General features: G+C 70.1%; 17 protein-coding genes and 1 pseudogene. 6 read left to right on the top strand and 12 right to left on the bottom strand.

Features of this window, described 5'->3' with window-relative positions:
- Positions 1 to 8: 8 nt before the first annotated feature.
- Positions 9 to 452, bottom strand: coding sequence for a MarR family winged helix-turn-helix transcriptional regulator (locus BN1197_RS04670; RefSeq protein ID WP_040156798.1), 444 nt, complete (start codon positions 450 to 452; stop codon positions 9 to 11).
- 75 nt (positions 453 to 527) lie between these two features.
- On the opposite strand from BN1197_RS04670, the gene BN1197_RS04665 reads away from it, so the two are divergent.
- Positions 528 to 2,354: an ABC transporter ATP-binding protein gene (locus BN1197_RS04665; protein ID WP_040157163.1), complete on the top strand. Its 1,827-nt coding sequence runs from the start codon at positions 528 to 530 to the stop codon at positions 2,352 to 2,354.
- Between the two features lie 47 nt (positions 2,355 to 2,401).
- Here BN1197_RS04665 and BN1197_RS04660 read toward each other — a convergent pair whose 3' ends face one another.
- Together BN1197_RS04660 and BN1197_RS04655 are read right to left on the bottom strand one after the other, a co-directional pair.
- On the bottom strand, positions 2,402 to 3,097 hold the full coding sequence (locus BN1197_RS04660; protein ID WP_082043637.1) for an FAD-binding protein: 696 nt from the start codon (positions 3,095 to 3,097) through the stop codon (positions 2,402 to 2,404).
- Positions 3,098 to 3,236: 139 nt separating this feature from the next.
- A complete protein-coding gene (locus BN1197_RS04655; RefSeq protein WP_040156797.1) occupies positions 3,237 to 3,623 on the bottom strand; it encodes a cupin domain-containing protein in 387 nt (128 codons plus the stop codon).
- Between the two features lie 82 nt (positions 3,624 to 3,705).
- Between BN1197_RS04655 and BN1197_RS04650 the strand changes: the two genes are divergently transcribed.
- Entirely contained in the window at positions 3,706 to 4,347 is a 642-nt protein-coding gene (locus BN1197_RS04650; protein ID WP_245851828.1) for a cation efflux transmembrane domain-containing protein, read from the top strand.
- A 444-nt stretch (positions 4,348 to 4,791) separates the two neighbouring features.
- Here BN1197_RS04650 and BN1197_RS04645 read toward each other — a convergent pair whose 3' ends face one another.
- Positions 4,792 to 6,165 (bottom strand): threonine/serine exporter family protein, encoded by a 1,374-nt coding sequence (locus tag BN1197_RS04645; protein WP_040156796.1) that lies wholly within the window; start codon positions 6,163 to 6,165, stop codon positions 4,792 to 4,794.
- A 253-nt stretch (positions 6,166 to 6,418) separates the two neighbouring features.
- Here BN1197_RS04645 and BN1197_RS04640 point away from each other — a divergent pair, with 253 nt between their 5' ends.
- The gene (locus BN1197_RS04640) at positions 6,419 to 8,329 is read left to right on the top strand and encodes a methyl-accepting chemotaxis protein (RefSeq protein WP_040156794.1); all 1,911 of its coding nucleotides are present in this window, start codon (positions 6,419 to 6,421) and stop codon (positions 8,327 to 8,329) included.
- A 9-nt stretch (positions 8,330 to 8,338) separates the two neighbouring features.
- On the opposite strand, the gene BN1197_RS04635 is transcribed toward BN1197_RS04640, so the two are convergent.
- Both BN1197_RS04635 and BN1197_RS04630 read right to left on the bottom strand, forming a co-directional pair.
- The gene (locus BN1197_RS04635; RefSeq protein ID WP_052466016.1) at positions 8,339 to 8,899 is read right to left on the bottom strand and encodes a DUF4334 domain-containing protein; all 561 of its coding nucleotides are present in this window, start codon (positions 8,897 to 8,899) and stop codon (positions 8,339 to 8,341) included.
- Between the two features lie 323 nt (positions 8,900 to 9,222).
- Positions 9,223 to 9,567, bottom strand: coding sequence for a hypothetical protein (locus BN1197_RS04630; protein WP_040156793.1), 345 nt, complete (start codon positions 9,565 to 9,567; stop codon positions 9,223 to 9,225).
- Positions 9,568 to 10,223: 656 nt separating this feature from the next.
- Here BN1197_RS04630 and BN1197_RS04620 point away from each other — a divergent pair.
- The gene (locus BN1197_RS04620) at positions 10,224 to 10,928 is read left to right on the top strand and encodes a 2OG-Fe(II) oxygenase (RefSeq protein ID WP_040157155.1); all 705 of its coding nucleotides are present in this window, start codon (positions 10,224 to 10,226) and stop codon (positions 10,926 to 10,928) included.
- Between the two features lie 218 nt (positions 10,929 to 11,146).
- Here BN1197_RS04620 and BN1197_RS04615 read toward each other — a convergent pair whose 3' ends face one another.
- Positions 11,147 to 12,031: a hypothetical protein gene (locus BN1197_RS04615; protein WP_040156790.1), complete on the bottom strand. Its 885-nt coding sequence runs from the start codon at positions 12,029 to 12,031 to the stop codon at positions 11,147 to 11,149.
- Complete coding sequence (locus BN1197_RS04610; protein ID WP_040156788.1) at positions 12,028 to 13,284, bottom strand: homogentisate 1,2-dioxygenase; 1,257 nt, start codon at positions 13,282 to 13,284, stop codon at positions 12,028 to 12,030. Before BN1197_RS04610 ends, BN1197_RS04615 begins: the two co-directional genes overlap by 4 nt.
- An 83-nt stretch (positions 13,285 to 13,367) precedes the next feature.
- Between BN1197_RS04610 and BN1197_RS04605 the strand changes: the two genes are divergently transcribed.
- The gene (locus tag BN1197_RS04605) at positions 13,368 to 13,901 is read left to right on the top strand and encodes a MarR family winged helix-turn-helix transcriptional regulator (RefSeq protein ID WP_040156786.1); all 534 of its coding nucleotides are present in this window, start codon (positions 13,368 to 13,370) and stop codon (positions 13,899 to 13,901) included.
- Positions 13,902 to 14,096: 195 nt separating this feature from the next.
- On the opposite strand, the pseudogene BN1197_RS04600 reads toward BN1197_RS04605, so the two are convergent.
- Both BN1197_RS04600 and BN1197_RS04595 read right to left on the bottom strand, forming a co-directional pair.
- Positions 14,097 to 15,716: pseudogene (locus BN1197_RS04600) on the bottom strand (FAD-dependent monooxygenase); the annotation flags it as partial.
- A gap of 28 nt (positions 15,717 to 15,744) precedes the next feature.
- On the bottom strand, positions 15,745 to 16,704 hold the full coding sequence (locus tag BN1197_RS04595; protein WP_040156782.1) for an MBL fold metallo-hydrolase: 960 nt from the start codon (positions 16,702 to 16,704) through the stop codon (positions 15,745 to 15,747).
- Between the two features lie 148 nt (positions 16,705 to 16,852).
- On the opposite strand from BN1197_RS04595, the gene BN1197_RS04590 reads away from it, so the two are divergent.
- Positions 16,853 to 17,524, top strand: a complete 672-nt coding sequence (locus BN1197_RS04590; protein WP_040156780.1) for an IclR family transcriptional regulator — start codon at positions 16,853 to 16,855, stop codon at positions 17,522 to 17,524.
- A 66-nt stretch (positions 17,525 to 17,590) separates the two neighbouring features.
- Here the strand turns inward: BN1197_RS04590 and BN1197_RS04585 are convergent, their stop codons facing one another.
- Both BN1197_RS04585 and BN1197_RS04580 read right to left on the bottom strand, forming a co-directional pair.
- Complete coding sequence (locus tag BN1197_RS04585; protein WP_082043635.1) at positions 17,591 to 18,943, bottom strand: MFS transporter; 1,353 nt, start codon at positions 18,941 to 18,943, stop codon at positions 17,591 to 17,593.
- A 221-nt stretch (positions 18,944 to 19,164) separates the two neighbouring features.
- Complete coding sequence (locus BN1197_RS04580; RefSeq protein WP_040156779.1) at positions 19,165 to 20,367, bottom strand: FAD-dependent monooxygenase; 1,203 nt, start codon at positions 20,365 to 20,367, stop codon at positions 19,165 to 19,167.
- Positions 20,368 to 20,377: the final 10 nt, after the last annotated feature.

The raw sequence follows: 20,377 nt of genomic DNA, 5'->3' as shown, positions 1-20,377 counted from the left end.
TGTCGCGTTCAGGACTCCAGCAGCAGGTCGAGAAGCCGACCGAGTTCGGCGCGGTCAGGGTCGCTCAGCGCGCCGAACACCTCGCTCGCATGATCGGCACGCGCCCGCTCGGCGACGGCCGCGAGCTCGTGCCCGGCCTCGGTGGCGACGACGATCGTCGCGCGGCGGTCACCCGGGTCGGGCTCACGACGCACCCGCCCGTCGGCCTCGAGCGCGTCGACGACATCGGTGGCCGAGCGCGGGGCCACGTGCAGGATGTCGGCGAGCGCGCCGATGCGGACTCCGTTCTCCCGCACGATGATCCGCAGCGCCCGCGCATGGTGGGGCGTGATGCCCCACGGCTCGAGCGCGGCGAGCCAACCGCGGCGCAGCCGCCGGCTCACGGCCAGTACGCGATCGGCGAGCGCGGCCCCCTCGGGGGTTTGACCGGGGCTGAGCGGTGTCGGGGGCATGAGGGAACAGTACCGGCTCTCCTGGTGTTCACCTCATTGTGAGGTAACCACATCAACCAGGAAGGGGTGCTGCGCATGACAGTCACCACCCCCGCACCCACCGGGACGCGCGGCACCGGAGGCGGACGAGCCCAGCGGATCGATCCGCGCGACCGCGCCCAACTCGCCGCCGCCCCCGTGCCCCTACGCCGTCTCGCGCGTCTCTTCGCGCCCTACCGTCTTCGGCTCGGCGTCGTCGTCACGCTCATCGTCGCGACGTCCCTCATCTCCCTGGCCCAGCCGTTCCTCGTGCGCGAGGTCGTCGACTCGGCCATCCCGCGCCAGGACGTGCGTCTGCTCGTCCTCGTCGTCGTCGCGATGATCGCCGTCGCCGTGGTGACGTCGTTGTTCGGTGTGCTGCAGACGTGGATCTCGAGCAGCATCGGCCAACACGTCATGCACGACCTTCGCACGGCGGTGTTCGCCCACCTGCAGCGTCAATCGCTCGCGTTCTTCACGCGCACCCGCACCGGTGAGGTGCAGTCGCGCATCACCAACGACATCAACGGGATGCAGGGCGTCGTCACGACCACCGCGACCTCGATCGCGACCAACCTCACGACCACGGTCGCCACCGCCGTCGCGATGGTCGCGCTGTCGTGGCGTCTCTCCCTGTTGTCGCTGCTCGTCATGCCACCCGCGATCTGGCTGACCCGTCGCGTCGCTCTGCTTCGCCGACGGATCACCGCCGAACAACAGGCCGCTCTCGCAGATCTCGCCACGCAGATCGAGGAGGGGCTCTCGGTCAGCGGCGTGCGCCTGACCAAGACGCTCGGCACGTCGGGCCGCACCGCCGATCGGTTCACCGCGACGTCGCAGCGGCTCATCGACCTCGAGATGCGCTCGAGCCTCGCCGGTCGCTGGCGCATGGCCACGATGCAGATCATCGTCGCGACGATCCCGGCGCTCATCTACCTCGTGGCCGGGTTGCCCGCCACGTCCGGCGGAATGACCATCGGCACCCTCATCGCCTTCACGACCCTGCAGGCCACCCTGTTCCGGCCGCTGCTCGGGCTGCTCAACGTCGGCGCCCAGGTCGTCTCGTCGATGGCCCTGTTCTCGCGCGTGTTCGAGTATCTCGACCTCGTCCCGGACGTCCCCGCGCCGCAGCATCCGGTGCGTCTCGATCCCGCCCGCATTCGCGGTGACGTGGCGTTCGAGGACGTCTCGTTCCGGTACGAGGGCAGCGAGACCGACGCCCTCTCGGGCGTGAACCTCGCGGTCCCCGCGGGCGGTTCGCTCGCGCTCGTCGGCCCCACGGGCTCGGGCAAGTCCACGCTCGCCTCACTGGTCTCCCGCCTGGCCGACCCGAGTCGCGGCCGGGTGACGATCGACGGCATCGACGTGCGCGACATCGCACCCACCGACCTCGCCTCGATCGTCGGCGTGGTCTCCCAGGAGACCTACCTCGTGCACGCCTCGATCCGCGACAATCTCCTGCTCGCACGCCCGCAGGCCACCCACGCCGAACTCTGGGCAGCCCTCGCCACGGCCCAGATCGCCGACCACGTCGCCGGCCTGCCGGACGGACTCGACACCGTCGTCGGTGCCCGCGGCCATCGCTTCTCCGGTGGTGAGCAGCAGCGCCTCGCGGTCGCCCGCACGGTGCTGCGCGACCCGCGGGTGCTCGTGCTCGACGAGGCGACCTCGGCCCTCGACACCCAGACCGAACACGCGCTGCAGGAGGCCCTCGACCGCCTCAGCCACGGTCGCACCACCATCACCGTCGCCCACCGGCTCTCCACGGTGGCCGGTGCCGACGAGATCGCGGTCCTCGACCACGGCCTGGTCGTCGAATACGGTGCTCCCGCAGAGTTGCTCGACAACCGCGGCCGCTACGCCGCCCTGGCCCGAGCGGCCTGAGGCGGTTTCGACCGCCGAGCCACGTCGTGCGGACGGAGCCGCGCGGGTCAAGCGGCGGAGGAGTTCGACCGGTGCTCTCGAGCGAGGTCGGACGCGGCGGTCAACGACATGCGTTCGCCGACCTCGATGCCGGCGAGACGTGCGAGCTCCGGGTCGGTGACGGGGTCGGTGAGGTCGCCCTGCCGCAGCAGGAACGAGACGTCGAGCACCACGTACCGGCCGGAACCGTCGGGCATGCGCTGGCGCAGGAACCGGGAGCCGTCCTCACCGAAGTCGCAGTCGATCATCGCGAGCCTGCGGGCGGTGCCGCGCACCCGATCCCACGTGCGCACGGCGGCGACGGTGTCGCCGACGCTCTGCCCGAACCCGTGCAGGTTCGCGACGGTGGCCGCGCCGACCGTGCCGGCGAAGCCCGCCAGCCGCTCGATCCCGACCCATCCGCGCTCGACCGCCGTGGCGACGAACGAATCCCACTCCTCGCCGGCCGCGACCGTGACGAGCACCCCACCGCAGAACGCGAGATCGTCGTCGTCACAACCACTCTCGTCGACCGTGATGCCGTGGGTGGCCACCTGCACCACGCAGCCCTCGAAGTCGGCGACCTCCGGGGAGTCGACGGCGTCGACGACGCGCAACGGCGCACCGGAGGCGTCGACCTCACGAACGGCGTCGAGCAACTCCCGCTCGTCACGGGCGACGATGCGCTGGTCTGGCCGGGCCTGAGCCCCCATCGATGCCGACATGTTCCACCATCCTGAGCGACGTCGTGAGATTCAGATCACAGTACGCGCTCCACGGGTGCGTTGGGCAGGGGCCGGGTCGTCGGATTCGGCGGGGAACGCCCGACCGCGGTTCGGGGTTCACGCGGAGCGCGCCGCGCCCCTACGCGCGGGGCGGCAGGAGCATCGTCACGGTGAGCGTCGCCGGCTCGGTCGCCCGCACGGCGTGCCGCAGCATCGGGGTGAGGTGGACGAGCCGGCCCGGTTCGAGGACGAGTGCTCGGTTCTGCACGGTGAACTCCACCGAGCCGCGCAGCACCTGGATGATCACGGGGTGGCGCGCCGCATGCTCCGGGAGGACGTCACCGGCGGCGAAGTCGAAGGTGACGACCTTCGCGTCACCCGTGTCGAGCACCGCCCGCGCCCCTGGCCTGCCTCCGCGCGAGTGCGCGGCGGTGAAGAGGTCGTCGACGAACGTGGCGACACCTTCCTCGCCCCCGGCATCGGCGCCCTGCTCCACGTGACCGGCCGTCGGATCCTCGGTGTTCATCTGCCGCGCCTCCTCGTCGCCGCCGGCGTGCGCACGGCAATGCTCACGTGTGCACGACGGACTGCCTCATGAACGGATCTCCATGATGACCGACCCCGACGACAACCCGATCTTCGAACCCCGCGCCGTCCGACGGGCGGTGGCGATCGCGGCGGGGCTCAACTTCGGCTACTTCTGGGTGCAGGTCGTCGTCGCACTTGCGATCGGCTCGGTGGCGCTGTTCGCCGACTCCGTCGACTTTCTCGAGGACACCGCCGTCAACCTGCTGATCTTCGTGGCGCTGGGCTGGCCGCTCGCGCGCCGCGCCCTCGCCGGCCGGGTCATGGCGGCGATCATCCTCGTGCCCTCGGTCGCCGCGGCGTGGATGGCGTTCGTGCGTGCGCAGAACCCCGAGCCCCCCGACGTCCTCTCCCTCGTCGTCACGGCGGGCGGAGCCATGCTCGTCAACGCGATCTGCGCACTCGTGCTCTCACGCATTCGCGCCCACGGCGGCTCGCTCACCGCCGCCGCGTTCCTCTCTGCCCGCAACGACGTACTCGTCAACCTCACGATCATCGCGATGGCGTTCGTCACCGCCTGGACCGCCAGTGGCTGGCCCGACATCGTCCTCGGCATCGTCATCCTCGTCCTCAACGCCACCGCCGCGAAGGAGGTCTGGGAGGTCGCGACGGAGGAACGCCTCGCTGCCAAGGCCCTCGCCGACGAGGAGATCGACGACGACTGACGCGATCCGGAGCTCGGCATGAGCCCGCCGGTCTCCCCCGCTACTCCGACATACCCGGCAAACTCGGCGTTCCGGCCCGTCCACGCCCGGAAACTACGGCTGTCTCGGCGCTGTGGAAGCGGTCGCGCGCGAGGGCGTGGGAAAGTTCGCGCAACAAAGACCGGTCACCGCGTCGATGCCGCCGACCCCGTCCCGCATCGCCGCTGGTCACAGGGCTGCGCCCGCACACGGCCTTCGGAGTGACCGGTCTTTGTTGCGCGACATCGCGGACGACCTCACGCGCCGCATGCGGCGCGGACGCTATGTCGACCTGGTCGGGGTGGCAAGTAGCTCGCCGACCTCAGCGACGAGCTGCGCGGCGTCGACGGAGGCAAGGCCGGGAGCAGAGGGCGCTCGCAGAACCACACACCGCGAGGGTGCGTGCGGGGGGCCGGGATCCACCCGTCAGGTCTCCTCGGCCGCCGTCTCGGTGACCAGTGCGTCGGTGACGTAGGGCCGCCGAAAGGTGGGGGCGCTGAGCCAGCGGGCGGTCATCACGGCGTCGTCGACGTCGGGGCCGGCAAGACGGCGACCACGGATCTCCGGAGTGCGCAGATGCGCGAGGATCTGCGCGGCGAGGTACTGGCCGAGCACGGCTCCCGCGCCGGTGGACAGGGCCACGCCCGCGGCCTGTAGGAACGAGTCGGAGGCGCCGTCGCGATCCAGGGCGATCGAGACGAACCCGATGTAGACGAGCATCCCCGGCAGCAGCGGCGCGAGCACGACACCGAGTGCGCCCGCGGACGGGATCCGGGTGAAGGGGGCGACGAGCACCGTGATCGCACCGAGCGTGGTGGCGGCGGCCGCGGCGGCGACGAGGCGGCTGAAGTCGGCGATCTGAGCGCCCTGATAGATGGGGTAGACGATCGAGGTGAGGACGATCACGGCGGGGATGCGGCGCCACCGCAACTGACTGGCGATGCAGAACCCGACCGAGATGACGACGGCGGCGGTGGTGGCGTGCACCAGGCCGGGAGAACCGTCGGGCAGCCTCTCGATGTTGAGTCCGACGTCGAGCCGGTTGGCGAGGTTGGCCATGAGGATCACGCCGACGACCTGCCCGGCGGTGTTGAGCGCGAGCTCGAGAATCCGACCCGCGGCGGTGATGTACCAGCCGGTGAGCAGGTCCTGAGCGGCGCCGAAGGTGGCGGCACCCGCCAACCTGCTGACGAGGGCGGCGGTGATGACGAGGCCCGGCATCTGACCGGGCGACAGGAGTTGGGTGACGACGGCCGCCGCCACCGCGGCCGCGCCGGCGAGGACGTGACTGAAGAACCCGGGCAGTTCGGCGCGGGCGAGCCGGGCGGCGAGGAGCTCGATGACGACCGACGTGATCGAGGCCAGCACGCACGCGGTGAGGTGGCCACCGAGAAGCCAGGCGAAGCCCGCGCTCATCAGTCCCCAGCCCGCGAGTTCGATGGGTGGGGTGTGGCCGAGTCGTGTGCTCCCGATGGCCTCGAGACTCGCCAGACCGTCCTCGATGGGCAGGTCTCGCATGATGACGGCCTTGACGACCTGCTCGGTCTGCGTGACCGCCTCGAGGTTGAAGGTGGCGGCCCCGACGCTGTGCACCTGTGTGATCGGAACGGAGTCGGGCCGGGTGAGGCTGAGGCCGAGCTCCCCCATCGTCACGGTCGCGGTGGCGCCCGGGTAGCCCATCGCCCGGGTGATCGCGAGCAGGACGCTGGTGACGTTGGCGCTCGGAGAGCCGTTGCGCACCATGAGATCTCCGGCGCGCAGAGCAAACGTGAAGACGGTCTCCGCCGTGGGCGTGCTCATGGGTGAATCCCTCATGGATGAATCCGGTCGAGTGAATGTGCTGGTCGCAGTGCGTGCAGTGGCGACTGCTCGCCCCCGGCACGGTACGACCGCGACCCGGCGGGAGTCGACGCGGGACGTACCCCTGAGCAGGGCTGAGCTGCAGGCCGTCGAGGCGATCGGTTTATCGAGCACAGCAGGCCGGTTCGTTCAGACACCGGCATCCGGTGTCGATGACGCAGCCGAGATTCACTTCGACAACTAGGACTGAACCATGCCCGCAGCACCCACCTGGCTCCGCCAAGGAGTCCTCATCAAGATCATGGCGTTGTCGGTGGCGCTCGTCGTGGCCAGTGTCGTCGCGGGTCTTGTCACGAGTTCGGCCGTCGCGGAGCGTGTCACCGAGGAGGCGGAGGCGGAGATCAGCGCGATGCTCCAGTCGTGGGTGACCCAGGATCTCGAGACCCAGAGCGAGACCGCCTCGATGCTGGCGTTGCAGGCGAGTGAGAACGCGGCCGCTCGTGCGGCCTTCGCCAAGGGTGACCGTGAGGCGCTGCTGAAGATCTCGGCTCCCGGGTTCGCGCGTCTCAAGAAGGAGTTCGGCGTCTCTCAGATGCAGTACCACACTCCTGATGCGCACTCGTTCCTGCGCGTGCACAAGCCGGAGAAGTTCGGAGACGACCTGTCGGGCTTCCGCAAGATCGTCGTCGAGGACAACCAGTCGAAGAAGCTCGTCGGCGGCACCGAGGGTGGCGTGGCCGGCCTCGGCGTTCGGGCCGTCGCACCGGTCACCGAGGCGGGCAAGCACATCGGCACCGTCGAGTTCGGCCTCAACCTCGGCGAAGGGTTCGTCAAGCGCCTCACCGCTCAGATGAAGTCGCCCGTGGCGCTGTACGGCCCGCCGCAGGGCGCGGCCAAGGATGCCCCCGCCGAGGCCATCGCCTCGGCACGGCCGCCGTCGCTCAAGGTCGACGACGCGGCCGTCGCCGAGGCCATGAAGGGCAACGCGGAGCATCTCGACGAGACGGTCGACGGAGTGCCCACGCACGTCATGTACCAGCCCATCGCCAGTGCCGACGGCACCCCGGTCGCGGTGCTGATCCTCGCCAAGGACACCTCCGCACTGGCCACCGTCAAGGCCGAGGGTCAGCGCCTGGGCCTCATCGTCGGCCTCGTCGTCCTCCTTCTGGGCCTGATCGCGGCCGTGGTCGTGTCCCGCCTCATCGCCGCCTCCGTCACCCGGCCGATCCAGCAGATCAGCGACGTGCTCGACCAGGTGGGCGAGGGTGACTTCTCGGTGCGTGCCCCCATGACCGGCGACTCGACCGTGCAGGGTCTCGCGCGCCGGCTCAACGTCACGCTCGACCAGATCAGCGAGGCACTCGGCCATGTGCGCGACGCCTCTCGGCGGCTGCGTGAGGCCGTCGCGTCCGGCCGTAAGGCGGCCACGACCAGCGGCGAGAGGGTCGAGGAGCTGTTGAAGCGCGCCCAGGTCGTGCAGTCGCGGGCCGCCGAGGTCTCCGACAACATCACGGTCGTCGCCTCCGGCTCGGAGGAGATGACGGCCTCGATCCGCGAGATCGCCACCAGTGCGTCGGAGGCCGCGAGCGTCGGCGGCCAGGCGGTGGCGCAGACCGAGTCGACGAACTCGCAGGTCGCATGTCTGGGAGAGAGCTCGGAGGAGATCGGCACCGTCGTCAAGCTCATCTCGAGCATCGCCGAGCAGACCAACCTGCTGGCGCTCAACGCCACGATCGAGGCGGCTCGCGCGGGTGAGGCGGGCAAGGGGTTCGCGGTCGTCGCCGGCGAGGTCAAGGAGCTCGCCGAGCAGACGGGCTCTGCGACCGAGGACATCTCCGGTCAGGTGGCGAGGATCCAGCAGGAGGCCGAGACCGCCGTTCTCGCCATCGAGGGCATCCGGCAGGTCATCAGCCAGGTCAACGCCCACCAGACGACGATCGCGTCGGCCGTCGAGGAGCAGTCCGCTACCACCGCCGAGATCACGCGCAACGTCAGCGATGCCTCGGCCGGCGTGGACTCGATCTCGCAGAGCTCGAACGAACTGCTCGCGTCCTCACAGGCCGCCGCCGAGACGTCGGCAGCGGCAGCGGCTGCGACGCTCAACGCGGACCGCATCAGCGAAGAGGTCGAGCAGGTCCTCAGCCGGTTCCGTATCGACGCGTGACCCGGTTCGTCACCCCGGATTCGATCGGCGGAGGACGAAGAAGAAGGGTTGCGTCATCCCGCGCATGTCCATGACGCCGAGGAGCGTGTCGTCGTCGATCCGGCGAAAGTGATCATCGATCGGCTGGGTGTCGTACGTCATGGTCGCCGTCGCCACGCCCCGGTGCTCGGTCATGCGCAGTCGTGCCGTGGGGCGGGGTGTGCGCAGCAGGGGGAGGATGCCTCGAAGCACGCGTGCCGCCAGGGGGTTCTTGGCGAGCGGAGCGATGCGCAGCACCAGACCCATGGGGACGAACCGCGGGTCGAGCGCATACGTCCCGTTCCTGCCGTCCATCACGAGGGCCTCGGCGTCGTCGGCGTCATCGAACCGCTTGCCGTGCCATCCCGCGCGTTCCAGCAGTCCGTCGAATCGGTGACCCGTGGGGTAGCCGGCGCCGCGCCACGACCCCCGCATCTCGGGAATCGTGACCGCGGGCAGGGAGTCGAACCGATCCAGCGCCTCCGCCGTCGTGCACCTCGCCGAGGCAGAAGGTGCGGTGCGATCGGCTCCCTGTGAGCGGCGGATGCGCATGACGGGCTCCCTTCGGGGTGGCGGGTTCTCCGTGGCTTCTCCTCCGTCCCAGCCTGGCGGATCAACATGCGCGCTGCACCCACGTCGGCGGAGTCCGCCACCAATTCTGGGACCTCGGCGACGGCTTCCACGCACGACTGAACGTCGAGTTTCCGGTCCCCCGGACCGACGATCCCCGGTCACGAGTGGCACCTCGCCTGCAAGTTCTCGAACTGGATCGAGGCGACGGAACGGGGCTGAGGTCGCGTCTTCACCAAGAGCTGACCCACCTGCTCGATCGCGGCCCGCACGGTCGCTGTCCGGCAGATATCAGCTGATGTTCCTCACCGTCGATGCTGCTTCGACGGCTCACGCCCGGCCGCGGCAAGGACCGGCGAGACGAGGCTCAACGAGTCTCGCGACGCCCCCCGTCCGACCACCGGGCGGAGACCGATCGTGGTCAGAGTGACCGGGATGACCAGCAGCCCGGCACCACTCAACGTGGCCGGGACACCGGCCCACCCGATGATCGCTCCGCCGACGAGCATGCCGACCGCCGAGGCTCCCCCTTCGGCGATCTGATCCGCGGCGAAGGCCGCGCGGCGGCTCGGCCCCGGCGCGGGGTCGTTCGCCAGGAGGCGGTTGTGCGCGGCGAGGTCGCCGTTCTCACCGCCCGCAGCAGCGGCCAACCAACCCTCCTGGCCAGGTGCATCGCGCAGCTCTACCGCACACCGGAGGAGAGCCTCACCCCTGCGCCGTCACCCATGCGGTTCACCCTGAGCGCCGTCACGCGCACGCCGCCACCGGCGATCCTGAACACCCTCGTCCCGCAACTGGCGACCCGTATGGGCCTCATCCCTGCCGGAGGCCACACGGCACAGCCATAGACCCGCGCCACCAGAAGTTGTCGATCTCCTGTGGAACCCGTGCACGGTTGGGCAGGTGAGGGTCTGTCGCTCTAACGGTGTAAGTGGCCGGATGATCACCAGACCCGACCGCTGCCCAGCAGGTGACAGCTGAAATTCCTGACCATGGGCGCCGCTTCGAAGGTGGCTGCCAGGCGGGCCGCGGCAGCGAATCCCTCGGAGCGATGTCGCGAGTCGTCTCGAGCGCGAGACCCGCAGGTCCTTCCAGGCCTACGACACGGACGTCGAGCAGTCCCGTCTCGACCATTTCCTCCTCCAATTCCTCGGGGGTATGGAAGTGCCCGGCGGGAAACCGCACGGTGGGTGGTGGAGTGCCACGACGACGGCTGAGACGACCACCTGGCCACCCCGGCCTCACCGAGTGACGATGGGGTCATGGAGGAATGTCACACGCTTCCTGCGACGGAGGGGTCAGGGTGATGACACGAGACCGCGTGGCCGACTGCGACTGGTCGGCGGTCGCCGAGGAGCTGGATCGCTATGGCGGGGCGCTGCTCCCGCAGCTCATCGAACCCGCCGAGGCCGCGGACCTGCGGGGCCTCTACGACCGCGACGAGTTGTTCCGCAGCGCAGTCGACATGTCCCGGCACCGCTTCGGGTCGGGTGAGTACCGCTACTTCGCCGAGCCCCTGCCCGCGACCGTGGCGGAGCTCAAGCGCGCGCTGTACCCACGCCTCCTGCCCATCGCCCGGGACTGGTGGACCCGCCTCGGCCGCGAACCGCTGTGGCCCGACACCCTCGAGGAGTGGCTGGAGATGTGCCACGCCGCGGGACAGACCAAGTCCACCGCCATCCTGTTGCGGTATGAGGCCGGGGACTGGAACGCGCTGCACCGTGACCTCTACGGTGACCTCGTCTTTCCCCTGCAGGTCGTCATCAACCTCAGCACGCCCGGCGTCGACCACACCGGCGGCGAGTTCTTGCTGGTGGAGCAACGGCCGCGAGCCCAGGCCCGAGGAACCGCCACGCTCCTGCCCCACTGCCACGGCTACGTGTTCACCACGCGCGAGCGCCCCGTGCCCTCCCGGCGCAGCTGGTCGGCCGCACCGATCCGGCACGGCGTCTCCACGATCCGGTCGGGCCGGCGGTACACACTCGGGCTGGTCTTCCACGACGCTGCCTGACCACGCGGCGACAGCACGACGACCTGGGCACGGCCGCCGGTTCGCACCCGCCCCCTGGAACTGCGATGTGCCTCAGGCGACGCCCTCACGCCTCCGGACCCGCGCCGTTCGTCAATCGCGTGAGACCGTCGGTCAACCCCGGGAGTCGTAGGTGCGCCGGCGTGACACACCGCCGGGCAGATCGGCGAGCGAGTCCCCGCCGGTGGGGTGCACGCTGGTCACGCACCCTTCTCTCGCGTCGCCGTGTCGCGGTTCAGGAGACCGAGTTCGGTGAGCTCTTCGAGCGGTTCGGAGATGCTGCACGTGCCGTACGAGCGGAACGATTCGCGCACCCCGCGGGCCGCCTCCGCGTCCAGCGAACGAAGTCGCTCCGCGAGGGAGGCGCCGTCGCGCTCGGCGAGGATCTGCGCCACCTCGTCCGCCTCGGCACCGGAGCGAGCGGCGGCCGTCGCGACGAGCATGTTGACGACGCCGTGTTGTTCGAAGCCGGTCTCCGGATCGGTGTTGCGCACTGCGTGGTGCAGGCCGGCCGTCGCCTTGAACGGCAGTCCCGCCCGAACACACGCGACGATCGCCTCGGCCAGCTCGGCCTCGTCGGGATAGAGATGCGCCTCCACGCCGCCGGTGCGGAACTTGGCGCGGTACGGCGATTCCGCGAGCCGGGCCAGGAGTTCCCGGCGCCGGCCGTCACGGGGCACCTCGACGTAGACGTCGAGCCCGCCCCCGGCGACGTCCATGCCGGCGAGCGCGGTGTCGAGAGCAGGGACGACCTCCGCGGCGGCCATGTCCTGCGGCACCGCCACCTCCAGGGCGCGCAGTACCGCGGGCGGCAGCAGCGCGACCGTCGTGACGACCGCCTGCACTCCATCGGGCGCCGGCACCGTCACCGACAGCTCGAACGATCGCTGCGCCATGCCCTGCATGAGCGGAGGCAGCTCGATGAGCTTCACCGCACCGAGCACGAACGGCCCGACGAGCGCGCCGTGGGCGCTGCGCACGTGCGTGCGGTGGTCGGGGACGGCGCGATCGAGCGGCTTGTTGCCGGGCGGGAAGATCGCGGCGTCGTCGCACAGGCCGCGGAACAGCTCCGGGATCGCCGTCATGCGCCCTCACCCTTCGCATCGGCGGGACCGCCGACCCACGACCACGGGTAGACCCCGTCGTCGGAGGCGAACGCGCCCTCCCCCAGGTCCAGGGGCCGGAACGTGTCGACCATGACCGCCGTCTCGTCGAAGTACTCGGCGCCGAGGCTCGCCTCCATCGCCCCCGGCTGTGGGCCGTGGGCGTGGCCGCCCGGGTGCAGCGAGATCGAGCCGCGCCCGATACCGCTGCCCTTGCGGGCCTCGTAGTCGCCGGCCGTGTAGAACATGACCTCGTCGGAGTCGACGTTGGAGTGGTAGTAGGGCACCGGGATCGACAGCGGGTGGTAGTCGACCTTGCGGGGCACGAAGTTGCAGACGACGAAGTTGTGCCCCTCCCACACCTGGTGCGTGGGCGGGGGCTGGTGCACCCGGCCGGTGAGCGGCTCGTAGTCGTCGATGTGCATGAGGAACGGGTAGAGGCAGCCGTCCCACCCGACGACGTCGAGCGGGTGGTGCGCCTGGACGTGGACCGTGCCGCCCACGCCGCCGGAGCCGTGACCGCGGTGCTTGACGTACACCTCCGTCGGCGCGGCCGGGTCCTCCCCGACGTCCTCGGCGAGCAGCGGCTCGGTCGGCACGACGTAGTCACGCTCGCAGAACGGGCTGTGTTCGAGGAGCTGGCCGTACTTGCTCAGGTAGCGCTTCGGCGGCGTGACGTGGCTGTTCGCCTCGACGAAGTACAGGCGCAGCGGCTCGACGTAGCCCTCGTCACCCTCGACGACCGGGATCCAGCGGTGCGTCGTCGCCCGCGGGATGACGGCGTAGTGGCCCTCGCGGACCTCGAAGGCGCCGAACACCGTCTCGAGCCGGGCGTTCCCGCGCTCGACGTAGACGAGTTCGTCGCCGATGGCGTTGCGGTACCAGGGGCTCCTTTGATCCGCGGCCACGTAGGTGAGCCGCACGTCGGCGTTGCCGAGCACGAGCCGGCGACCACGTACGGCGTCGACACCCTTCTCGGAGCCGGCCGGGAACAGGTCGTGCAGCTTGAAGTGGAGTGGCTTGAGCGGGTGGTTCGGCGTCAGCGACATGTCGCCGACCTCCCACTCGCGGTAGTCGACCACGGCCGACGGGATGCCGCGGTGGTAGAGCAGCGACGAGTCGGAGGAGAAGCCCTCCTCGCCCATCAACTCCTCGTAGTAGAGGTTGCCCTCGGGGTCGCGGTGCTGCGTGTGCCGCTTCGGCGGCACGTGCCCGATGTTGCGGTAGTACGCCATGTCGGCCCTCTCGCCGTATTAGTTCACAGATGTACTATCGGAACCATAGCGAGGACGACGGCGAGAGACCAGGGGGTAATCCGATGAATCGACGAGCGGCGCAGGAGACCACCTTCTGGTCGTTCGTCGCCCGGGCACGCGAACGCCTCGCCCAGGAACACGGCTACCAGGACGTCCTGGCCACCGAGTTGCTCCTCAAGCTCAACCGGGCCTCCGGGATCGTCACCTACGACCTCGAGGCGAGCGTGCACCGACCACGAGGGCGTGCGTGGTCGGCGTTCCGGATCCTCTACGTGCTCTGGCTCGCCGGGCCACTCGAGGCGAAGAAGGCCGCCGAGCTCGCGGGGCTCAGCCGGGCCGCGCTGTCGAACCTCGTCGGGCCGCTCGTCGCCGACGGCGTCGTGCACCGCGAGCGCGACCCCGACGACGGCCGCGCCGTGCGGCTTTCCCTGACACCCGCCGGCACCGACGAGATCGCCGCAACGTTCCGCATTCAGCACGAGCGCGAGATCGCCTGGGCCGGAGCGCTGTCGCGCCAGGAACAGAAGACGCTCATCGCCCTGCTCGACAAACTCGTCGCCGATCGCGACGATCTCGGACCACGACGGCGGAGCTGAGGCGTTCGTCTTCGTCGCGATGCGCGCCTCAGGCTGGGAGCGATCAGCGGCGCAGGGCCGCACACGAGACGGTCGCCCTGCCGCGCGGTGAGACCGGCGGATGAACGAGGCGACGAGATGGTGCCGAGTCCTGACACCGCAGCGTCGCCCTGGCAGGGTGAGGGCAGGGCCCTGCACCGACGGCGTCGCCGCCGATCACGCGGCGGGAAGCAGGCGAGCGAGGGTGGGAGCCAACAACTCCACGGAGTCGAGGACGGCGGCGAGGTGCGCGTCGGGACGCAGTACGAACACCTCGCCGGGGCGCGCCTCGAGCGCAGCGGCGACGGCGCCGCGCGGGTCGACGTCGGCGAGAGCGTGGACGCCGAGCGGCATCCCAGCTTCGGTGGCCGCGCCGAGCGCCTCTCGTACCGCGGCCGGGTCGACGCCCTCGCCGCAGAGCACGGTCACGCCGCTGCGAGCCAACTCGCGCAGCCGTACCGACGCTCCGTCGACCGTCACCTGGACGTCGGGCACGAGTACACCCGGGCACACCGCCGGCGCCTCGCCCCGCGGCGGGCGGCCACCGAAGGGTCGCGTGCCGCAGGCCGTCGTCAGCGGCGAGTCGACGTACCAGAATGGCTCGGCCAGTCGCCCGGAGTCGACCCGAGCACGGGCCGAGTCCTGCGAGCCGGCGGCCTCGAGGATCTCGCGGCGCTCGCACCACTCCTGTTCGTTCTGCGGCACGAGGAAGCGCATCGTCGCCGTCGTGACCTCGATGTTCTCGGCCGCCGCGGCGTGCCGCTCGTCGTGATAGCTGTCGAGCAGCTCCTCACCCGCCCAGCCGCGCACGACGAACGCGAGCTTCCAGGCCGCGTTCTCGGCGTCCGGCACCCCGGAGTTGAGCCCCCGCGCACCGAAGGGCGACACGAGGTGCGCCGCGTCCCCGGCGAGCAGCACGCGCCCGATGCGCATGCGGTCCACCTGCCGCGAATGGAACCGGTACAGGCTCTTCCAGACGATCTCGTAGTCGCGGTCGCCGATGACGTGGCGGATCCGTTCGTCCAGGGCGCCGGAGGCCTCTTCGACCGACAGGTCGTACTCCGGCGGCACCTGCCAGTCGATGCGGAACGTCGAGTCGGGGCACGGGTGGATGAGCACCTGCCGGCCCGGGTTCCACTCGGGGTCGAAGTAGAACCGGCGTTCGAAGGCCCAGTCGGGCAGGTCGGTGCGGATGTCGCAGATGAGGAACTGGTCGGTGAACGTCTTTCCCTCGAACGTCAGCCCGAGGCAGGTGCGCAACGCCTCCGATCGCGCCCCCGAACAGACGACGGCGTAGGAGCCGCGCACCTCGGCCACGCCACCCTGCCCCTCCACCCCGGGCGCGAGTTCGCACGACACCGTGACCCCGTCGTCGTCCTGCTCCAGGCCGACGACCCGGTGCCCCCAGCGCACGTCGATGAGCGGGTGGGCCGCGATCTTCTCGTCGAGCAGCTTCTCGGTGCGGGCCTGGCTGATGTTGACGAACGGTGGGAACGGGGACTCGCCCCGGTCGACGAAGCCCTGCCGGAACAGTTCGCTGTCGCGGTAGAGCGTCACCGCCTCGGTCCAGGTCAGGCCCTCGGCGGCGATCTGGGCACCCACGCCGACGTGCTCCCAGATGTCGAGGACGTCGCGCTGCTGGCAGATGGCCTTGCTGCCGATCGGGTCTCGCTCGGGGCGCGCGTCGAGCAGGACGACGGGCACCTCCCAGGCGGCGAGGAGCAGCGCGGCGGTCTGGCCGACGGGGCCGTTGCCGATCACGAGGACCGGGCCGAGGTGGTGCGTCATGACGTCGTTGTCCTTCCGCGGTGGGAGTCGGGATCGATCAGTTCTGGAGCTGGTCCCAGACCTCGCGGTCGCGCTCGGCCGTCCACACGCGCGGCCAGTCGACGCCGTCGAGCTCGTCCCAGACGCGCTGCACGTCGAACGGCAGGCAGTGCTCGAAGATCGGCCAGTGACCGAACTGGGGAGCCAGCGCCGTGTGGGTCGCGTCGAAGGCCTCCTTGAGGGTGCCGCCACGCGCGTGGACGGCCTCGACCTCGCGGATCATGACCCTGATGAACTCGCGGGTCTGCTCGATGGCGCCGTCGACGGCCTCGCGCCCCCGCGTGACGCCGCCGCGGCCGCCGATGAGGAACTCGGCGCCGTAGTCCTTGAGGCGGTCGAGCGTCGCTCCCGACCAGTCCCAGTGGAACGCGTCGCCGGTGTAGAGCGCGGCCTCGGCCTCGACGAGGTCTCCCGCGAAGAGCACCTTCGGCTTCTCGACCCAGGCGACGATGTCGCCCGCGGTGTGGCCGCGGCCGCAGTACTCCAGCACGAGGTTCCCGCGGTCGCCACCGAGGTCGATGACGTGACGGCCCGAGAACGTCTCGGTGGGGTGCGTCAGGCCTGGGATGGACTCCGGCTCCTTGAACAGGCGCGGCATGCGGCCGAACTCGCTGTCCCAGTCCTCCTGGCCGCGCTCGTCGATGAGCTTCTTCGTCGTCTCGTGGGCGATGACGTGCTCGGCGCCGTACGCGGCGGCACCCAGCACGCGCACCGCGTGGTAGTGCGAGAGCACGAGGTGGGTGATCGGCTTGTCGGTGTGCTCGCGGAGCAGGTCGATCCACTCCTGCGCGGCGACGGGGGTCGCGAGCGCCTCGAAGCAGACGACGAAGTCCTCCCCCTCGATGGCGCCGATGTTGGGGTCGCCCTCGGCGGTCAGCGCGTACACCCCGTCCGCGAGCAGCTCGAGGGTGCGCTTCTTCTCGCCGAGGTCGGCCGAGGAGGCGAAGGGCTTGGCCATGGGGTTCACTCCGTTTCCCGCGTCGAGTTGACCACGGTGGTGGGCGATTCTATTATCGAACACTGCGTGCGATATTCGATTCGGGCGCTCACTCTATTGGCGACGGCGGAGCCGCACAAGGCCCCCGTCCACGGCGTCGAGGAGATCCATGCCGGCCAAACCCGCCCGTTCCCAGACGCTCGATCGGGGCCTCACGATCCTCGAACTGCTCGTCGAGGCCGGCCGCCCGATGACCGTCGCGCGCATCGCGGACGCCTCCGGCCTGCATCGTTCCATCGTGTACCGGTTGCTTCGCACGCTCGAGGATCACCGGCTCGTGGTGCGGGACGAGCACGACGCCTACCACCCCGGCCTGGCGCTCGCCGAGCTGTCCCGCGGCCTGACGCGGGATCTCGCCCAGATCGCCACCGCGCCCCTGCAGCGCCTCGCCGACGCGACCGACCTCGCGGCCTTCGTCGTCGTCCGCGAGGGCGGGGAGGCCGTGGTGATGCTCGTCGTCGAGCCGACCGCCCCGGGTTTCATGTTCACCCAGCGCATCGGCGTGCGGCACGACGTCCGTCTCGGCGCTCCCGGTCACGCCCTGCGGGCCTTGCAGCTCCCGGCCGCCGACGACGACTCGGACGTGGTCGAGACCCGCGAGCGAGGCTGGGCGTTCTCGACCGGGCAGGTGCTCGAGGGCGTGAGCTCGATCGCGGCTCCGCTGCGCGGCTACCGGCTCGACGCCGCCGTCGCGGTCACCTTCGTCGGCGAACGCGACACCGAGGCACTGGCAGCCACGCTCGTGCGGACGGCGAAGGACATCCACGACAAGCTGCGCTGACGACCCGAACCGGGTGACCGGGGCCGGGCCGGCGGAGTGACGACCTCCGCCGGCCGGGCCCATCGGTCAGTGACCGGACATCGTGTGCAGCGGCTCGTTCGTCCGGTCCGTGATGAGGAAGATCGAGCCCAGGCTGATGAGCGACATCACGAGCAGGTAGGGCGCCACGGCGACGACCGTGCCGAACGTCGTCGTGAGGTACTGGGCGATCATGGGCGCGAACGCCCCGCCGAAGACGGCGCCGATGGCGTACGCGAGCGAGACGCCCGAGAGGCGGATCTTCGCGGGGAACATCTCGGCGAACATCGCCGACTGCGGCCCGTACGTGAGCCCCGAGGGCACGCCCATGAGCAGCAGTCCGATGCCCGTGCCGAGCTCGGTCCCGCCTGCGATGAGCCAGAACTGGGGAAGCATGAGCACGGCCATGAGGACGTAACCGATCTTGTAGACCTTCGTGCGTCCGATCCGATCGCTCCAGATCGCGCCGATGATCGTGAAGACGAGCCACACGACCGCCGCAGCGAAGACCCACCTCAGCATGTGGTCGCGGGACAGGCCGTGCACCTTCGTCGCGTAGGCGAGCACGAAACCGCCGACGATCATGTAGCCGAGTGCGTTGTTGCCGAGAAAGCTCGCCGCGGCGGTGAACACCTCCTTGGGGTGGCGGCTCAACAGCTCACCGAGCGGTGCCTTGGAGCGTTCCGCGGCCTCCTCGAGTTCGGCGAAGACCGGCGATTCGGAGACGCGGGAGCGCACGTACTGGCCGATGAACACGAGGACGATCGAGAAGACGAACGGGATCCGCCAGCCCCAGGCGTCGAAGGCCTCCTTGCCGAGCAGGCCGTTGACGGTGCCCATCATGATCGTGGCGAGCATCATGCCCAACGGCACGCCCACCTGCGGGTACGCGCCGAAGAGGCCACGCTTTCCGCGCGGGGCGTGCTCGACGGCGAGCATCGCCGCACCGCCCCACTCGCCTCCGGCCGAGAGGCCCTGGAGGCAGCGCAGGATGATGAGCAGGATCGGGGCCGCGACGCCGATCGACGCCGCGGTCGGCAACAGGCCGACGAGCGTCGTCGCGACCCCCATGAGGCCGAGGGTGAGGACGAGCACGGCCCGTCGCCCGAACCGGTCGCCGACGTGGCCCATGACGATGGCACCGAGGGGGCGAAAGAAGAAGCTGACGCCGATCGTCGCCAGTGAGGTGAGCTGCCCGAGCTCGCCGAGGCCGCTGAAGAAGAGTTTGCCGAAGAGCAGAGCGGCGATCTGGGCGTAGATGAAGAAGTCGTACCACTCGATCGTCGTGCCGACCATGGTGGCGTAGGCGACGCGGCGGTACTCCTCGGGACTCGTGAGGGGCGCGCCGCTCTCGTCGTGGTAGACGTCCGGTCGGTCGTCGGGGATCTGGCTGCGTGACATCGTTGTCCTCGCTGTTCGCGGGCGGTCGTGCGCGCGATGCCGCTCGCGCAGGTGTTTCGTACGCCGCCGCCCTCGTCAGCCCACGATTCGAATATCGCACACGTGTTTCTCAATGCGATCCACGTAAGGTACGGAGCGGACCGCCTCCGCACAAGAGGGAGCCGCCGGATTCGCCGCTGTTCGGCGTTCGGACAGACGCTCGCGGTGTCCGACTCGGGCGTCTACGCGGCGTCGGCGGGCAACGAGAGCCGGGACGCCTTGTCCAGCCGCTTGGCGACCACGCCGAGCACCGCATCCTCCATGCGGAGGAGCCGCAGCACACGGAGGGCGAACAATGTCGCTGCGACGGCACGGCGGTGAGGCAGCACCATCCGCGTGATGTTGCTTCTCCCGAGCGACTGATTCGTCTCGACCAGCGGAGTCAACATCGCATGAGCTTCGGTGAACGCGGCCGCCGGGTCATCGGGTCGGCGGCCGAGGAGCGTCATCGTCACGTAGGCGCCGAGGAGCGCCAAGGTCGTGCCCTGCCCCGAGGCAGGGGAGGCGCAGCCCGCGGAGTCGCCGACCAGCACCACACGCCCCTCGTGCCATGCCGGCAGATTCACCTGGGTCAGGGTGTCCATGTAGAAGCCCGGGGCATCCTCGAAGGCCTGGAGAACTCGTGGCAACTGCCACACCGGGTCCGGCAAGACGCGGCGCAGCAGCGCGACCCGCCGCTCATGCACTTCGGGAAGTTCCCCGTCGAACGAGAAGAGCACCATGGCGCGGGCATCCTCCCGAACGGCGGTGCGAAACGTCATGACGGTGGCGCCGGGCCGAACGAAAGTCGTCTCCTCCCGATCCAACCCCATGGCGTCGGGCATCTGGGTGACGGCGATGGCGTACCCCATCGAAGCCAGGGGCGAGACACCACCGTCGATTCCGGCCAGGCCCCGGATTCGAGAATGCAGCCCGTCGGCTCCCACCACCACGTCATAGCGCCCCTCGGAGCCGTCCGCGAATGTGACCTTCACGCGATCCGTCTTCTGCGACAGCGATTCCACACGTCGACCGAAGTTGGCCTCTCCCGCTGCGTCGGCCAGGATGCGGACGAGATCTCCCCGCTCGATCTCGACATCCTCGCGGCCACGGCCGCCGAGCGTGTCGCCCTTCATGGCGGCGACCACACGGCCATCCGCGCCCACGACCGATCCGGCCCGCACCCCACAATCAGCGGCCCGGACGGGCTCCAGCAGACCCAGCCGGTCGATCACGTCGACGGCACTTCCTCGGATGTCCACCTTGTAACCGCCGTCGCGCAGCCCTTCGGCCTGCTCGACGACGTCGACACTCCAGCCTTGCCGACGCAGCACCAATGCGCTGGTCAGGCCCGCCACACCCGCGCCCACGATCAAGGCGCGACGATAACCGTGAACGTCGTTCATGGTTGTGAGA

This window comes from Mobilicoccus massiliensis (assembly GCF_000826525.2).
GTDB classification, from domain to species: Bacteria; Actinomycetota; Actinomycetes; order Actinomycetales; family Dermatophilaceae; genus Mobilicoccus; species Mobilicoccus massiliensis.
The sequence above is the reverse complement of the archived record's forward strand: the minus strand, read 5'-3'. Positions and strand labels throughout refer to the sequence as shown.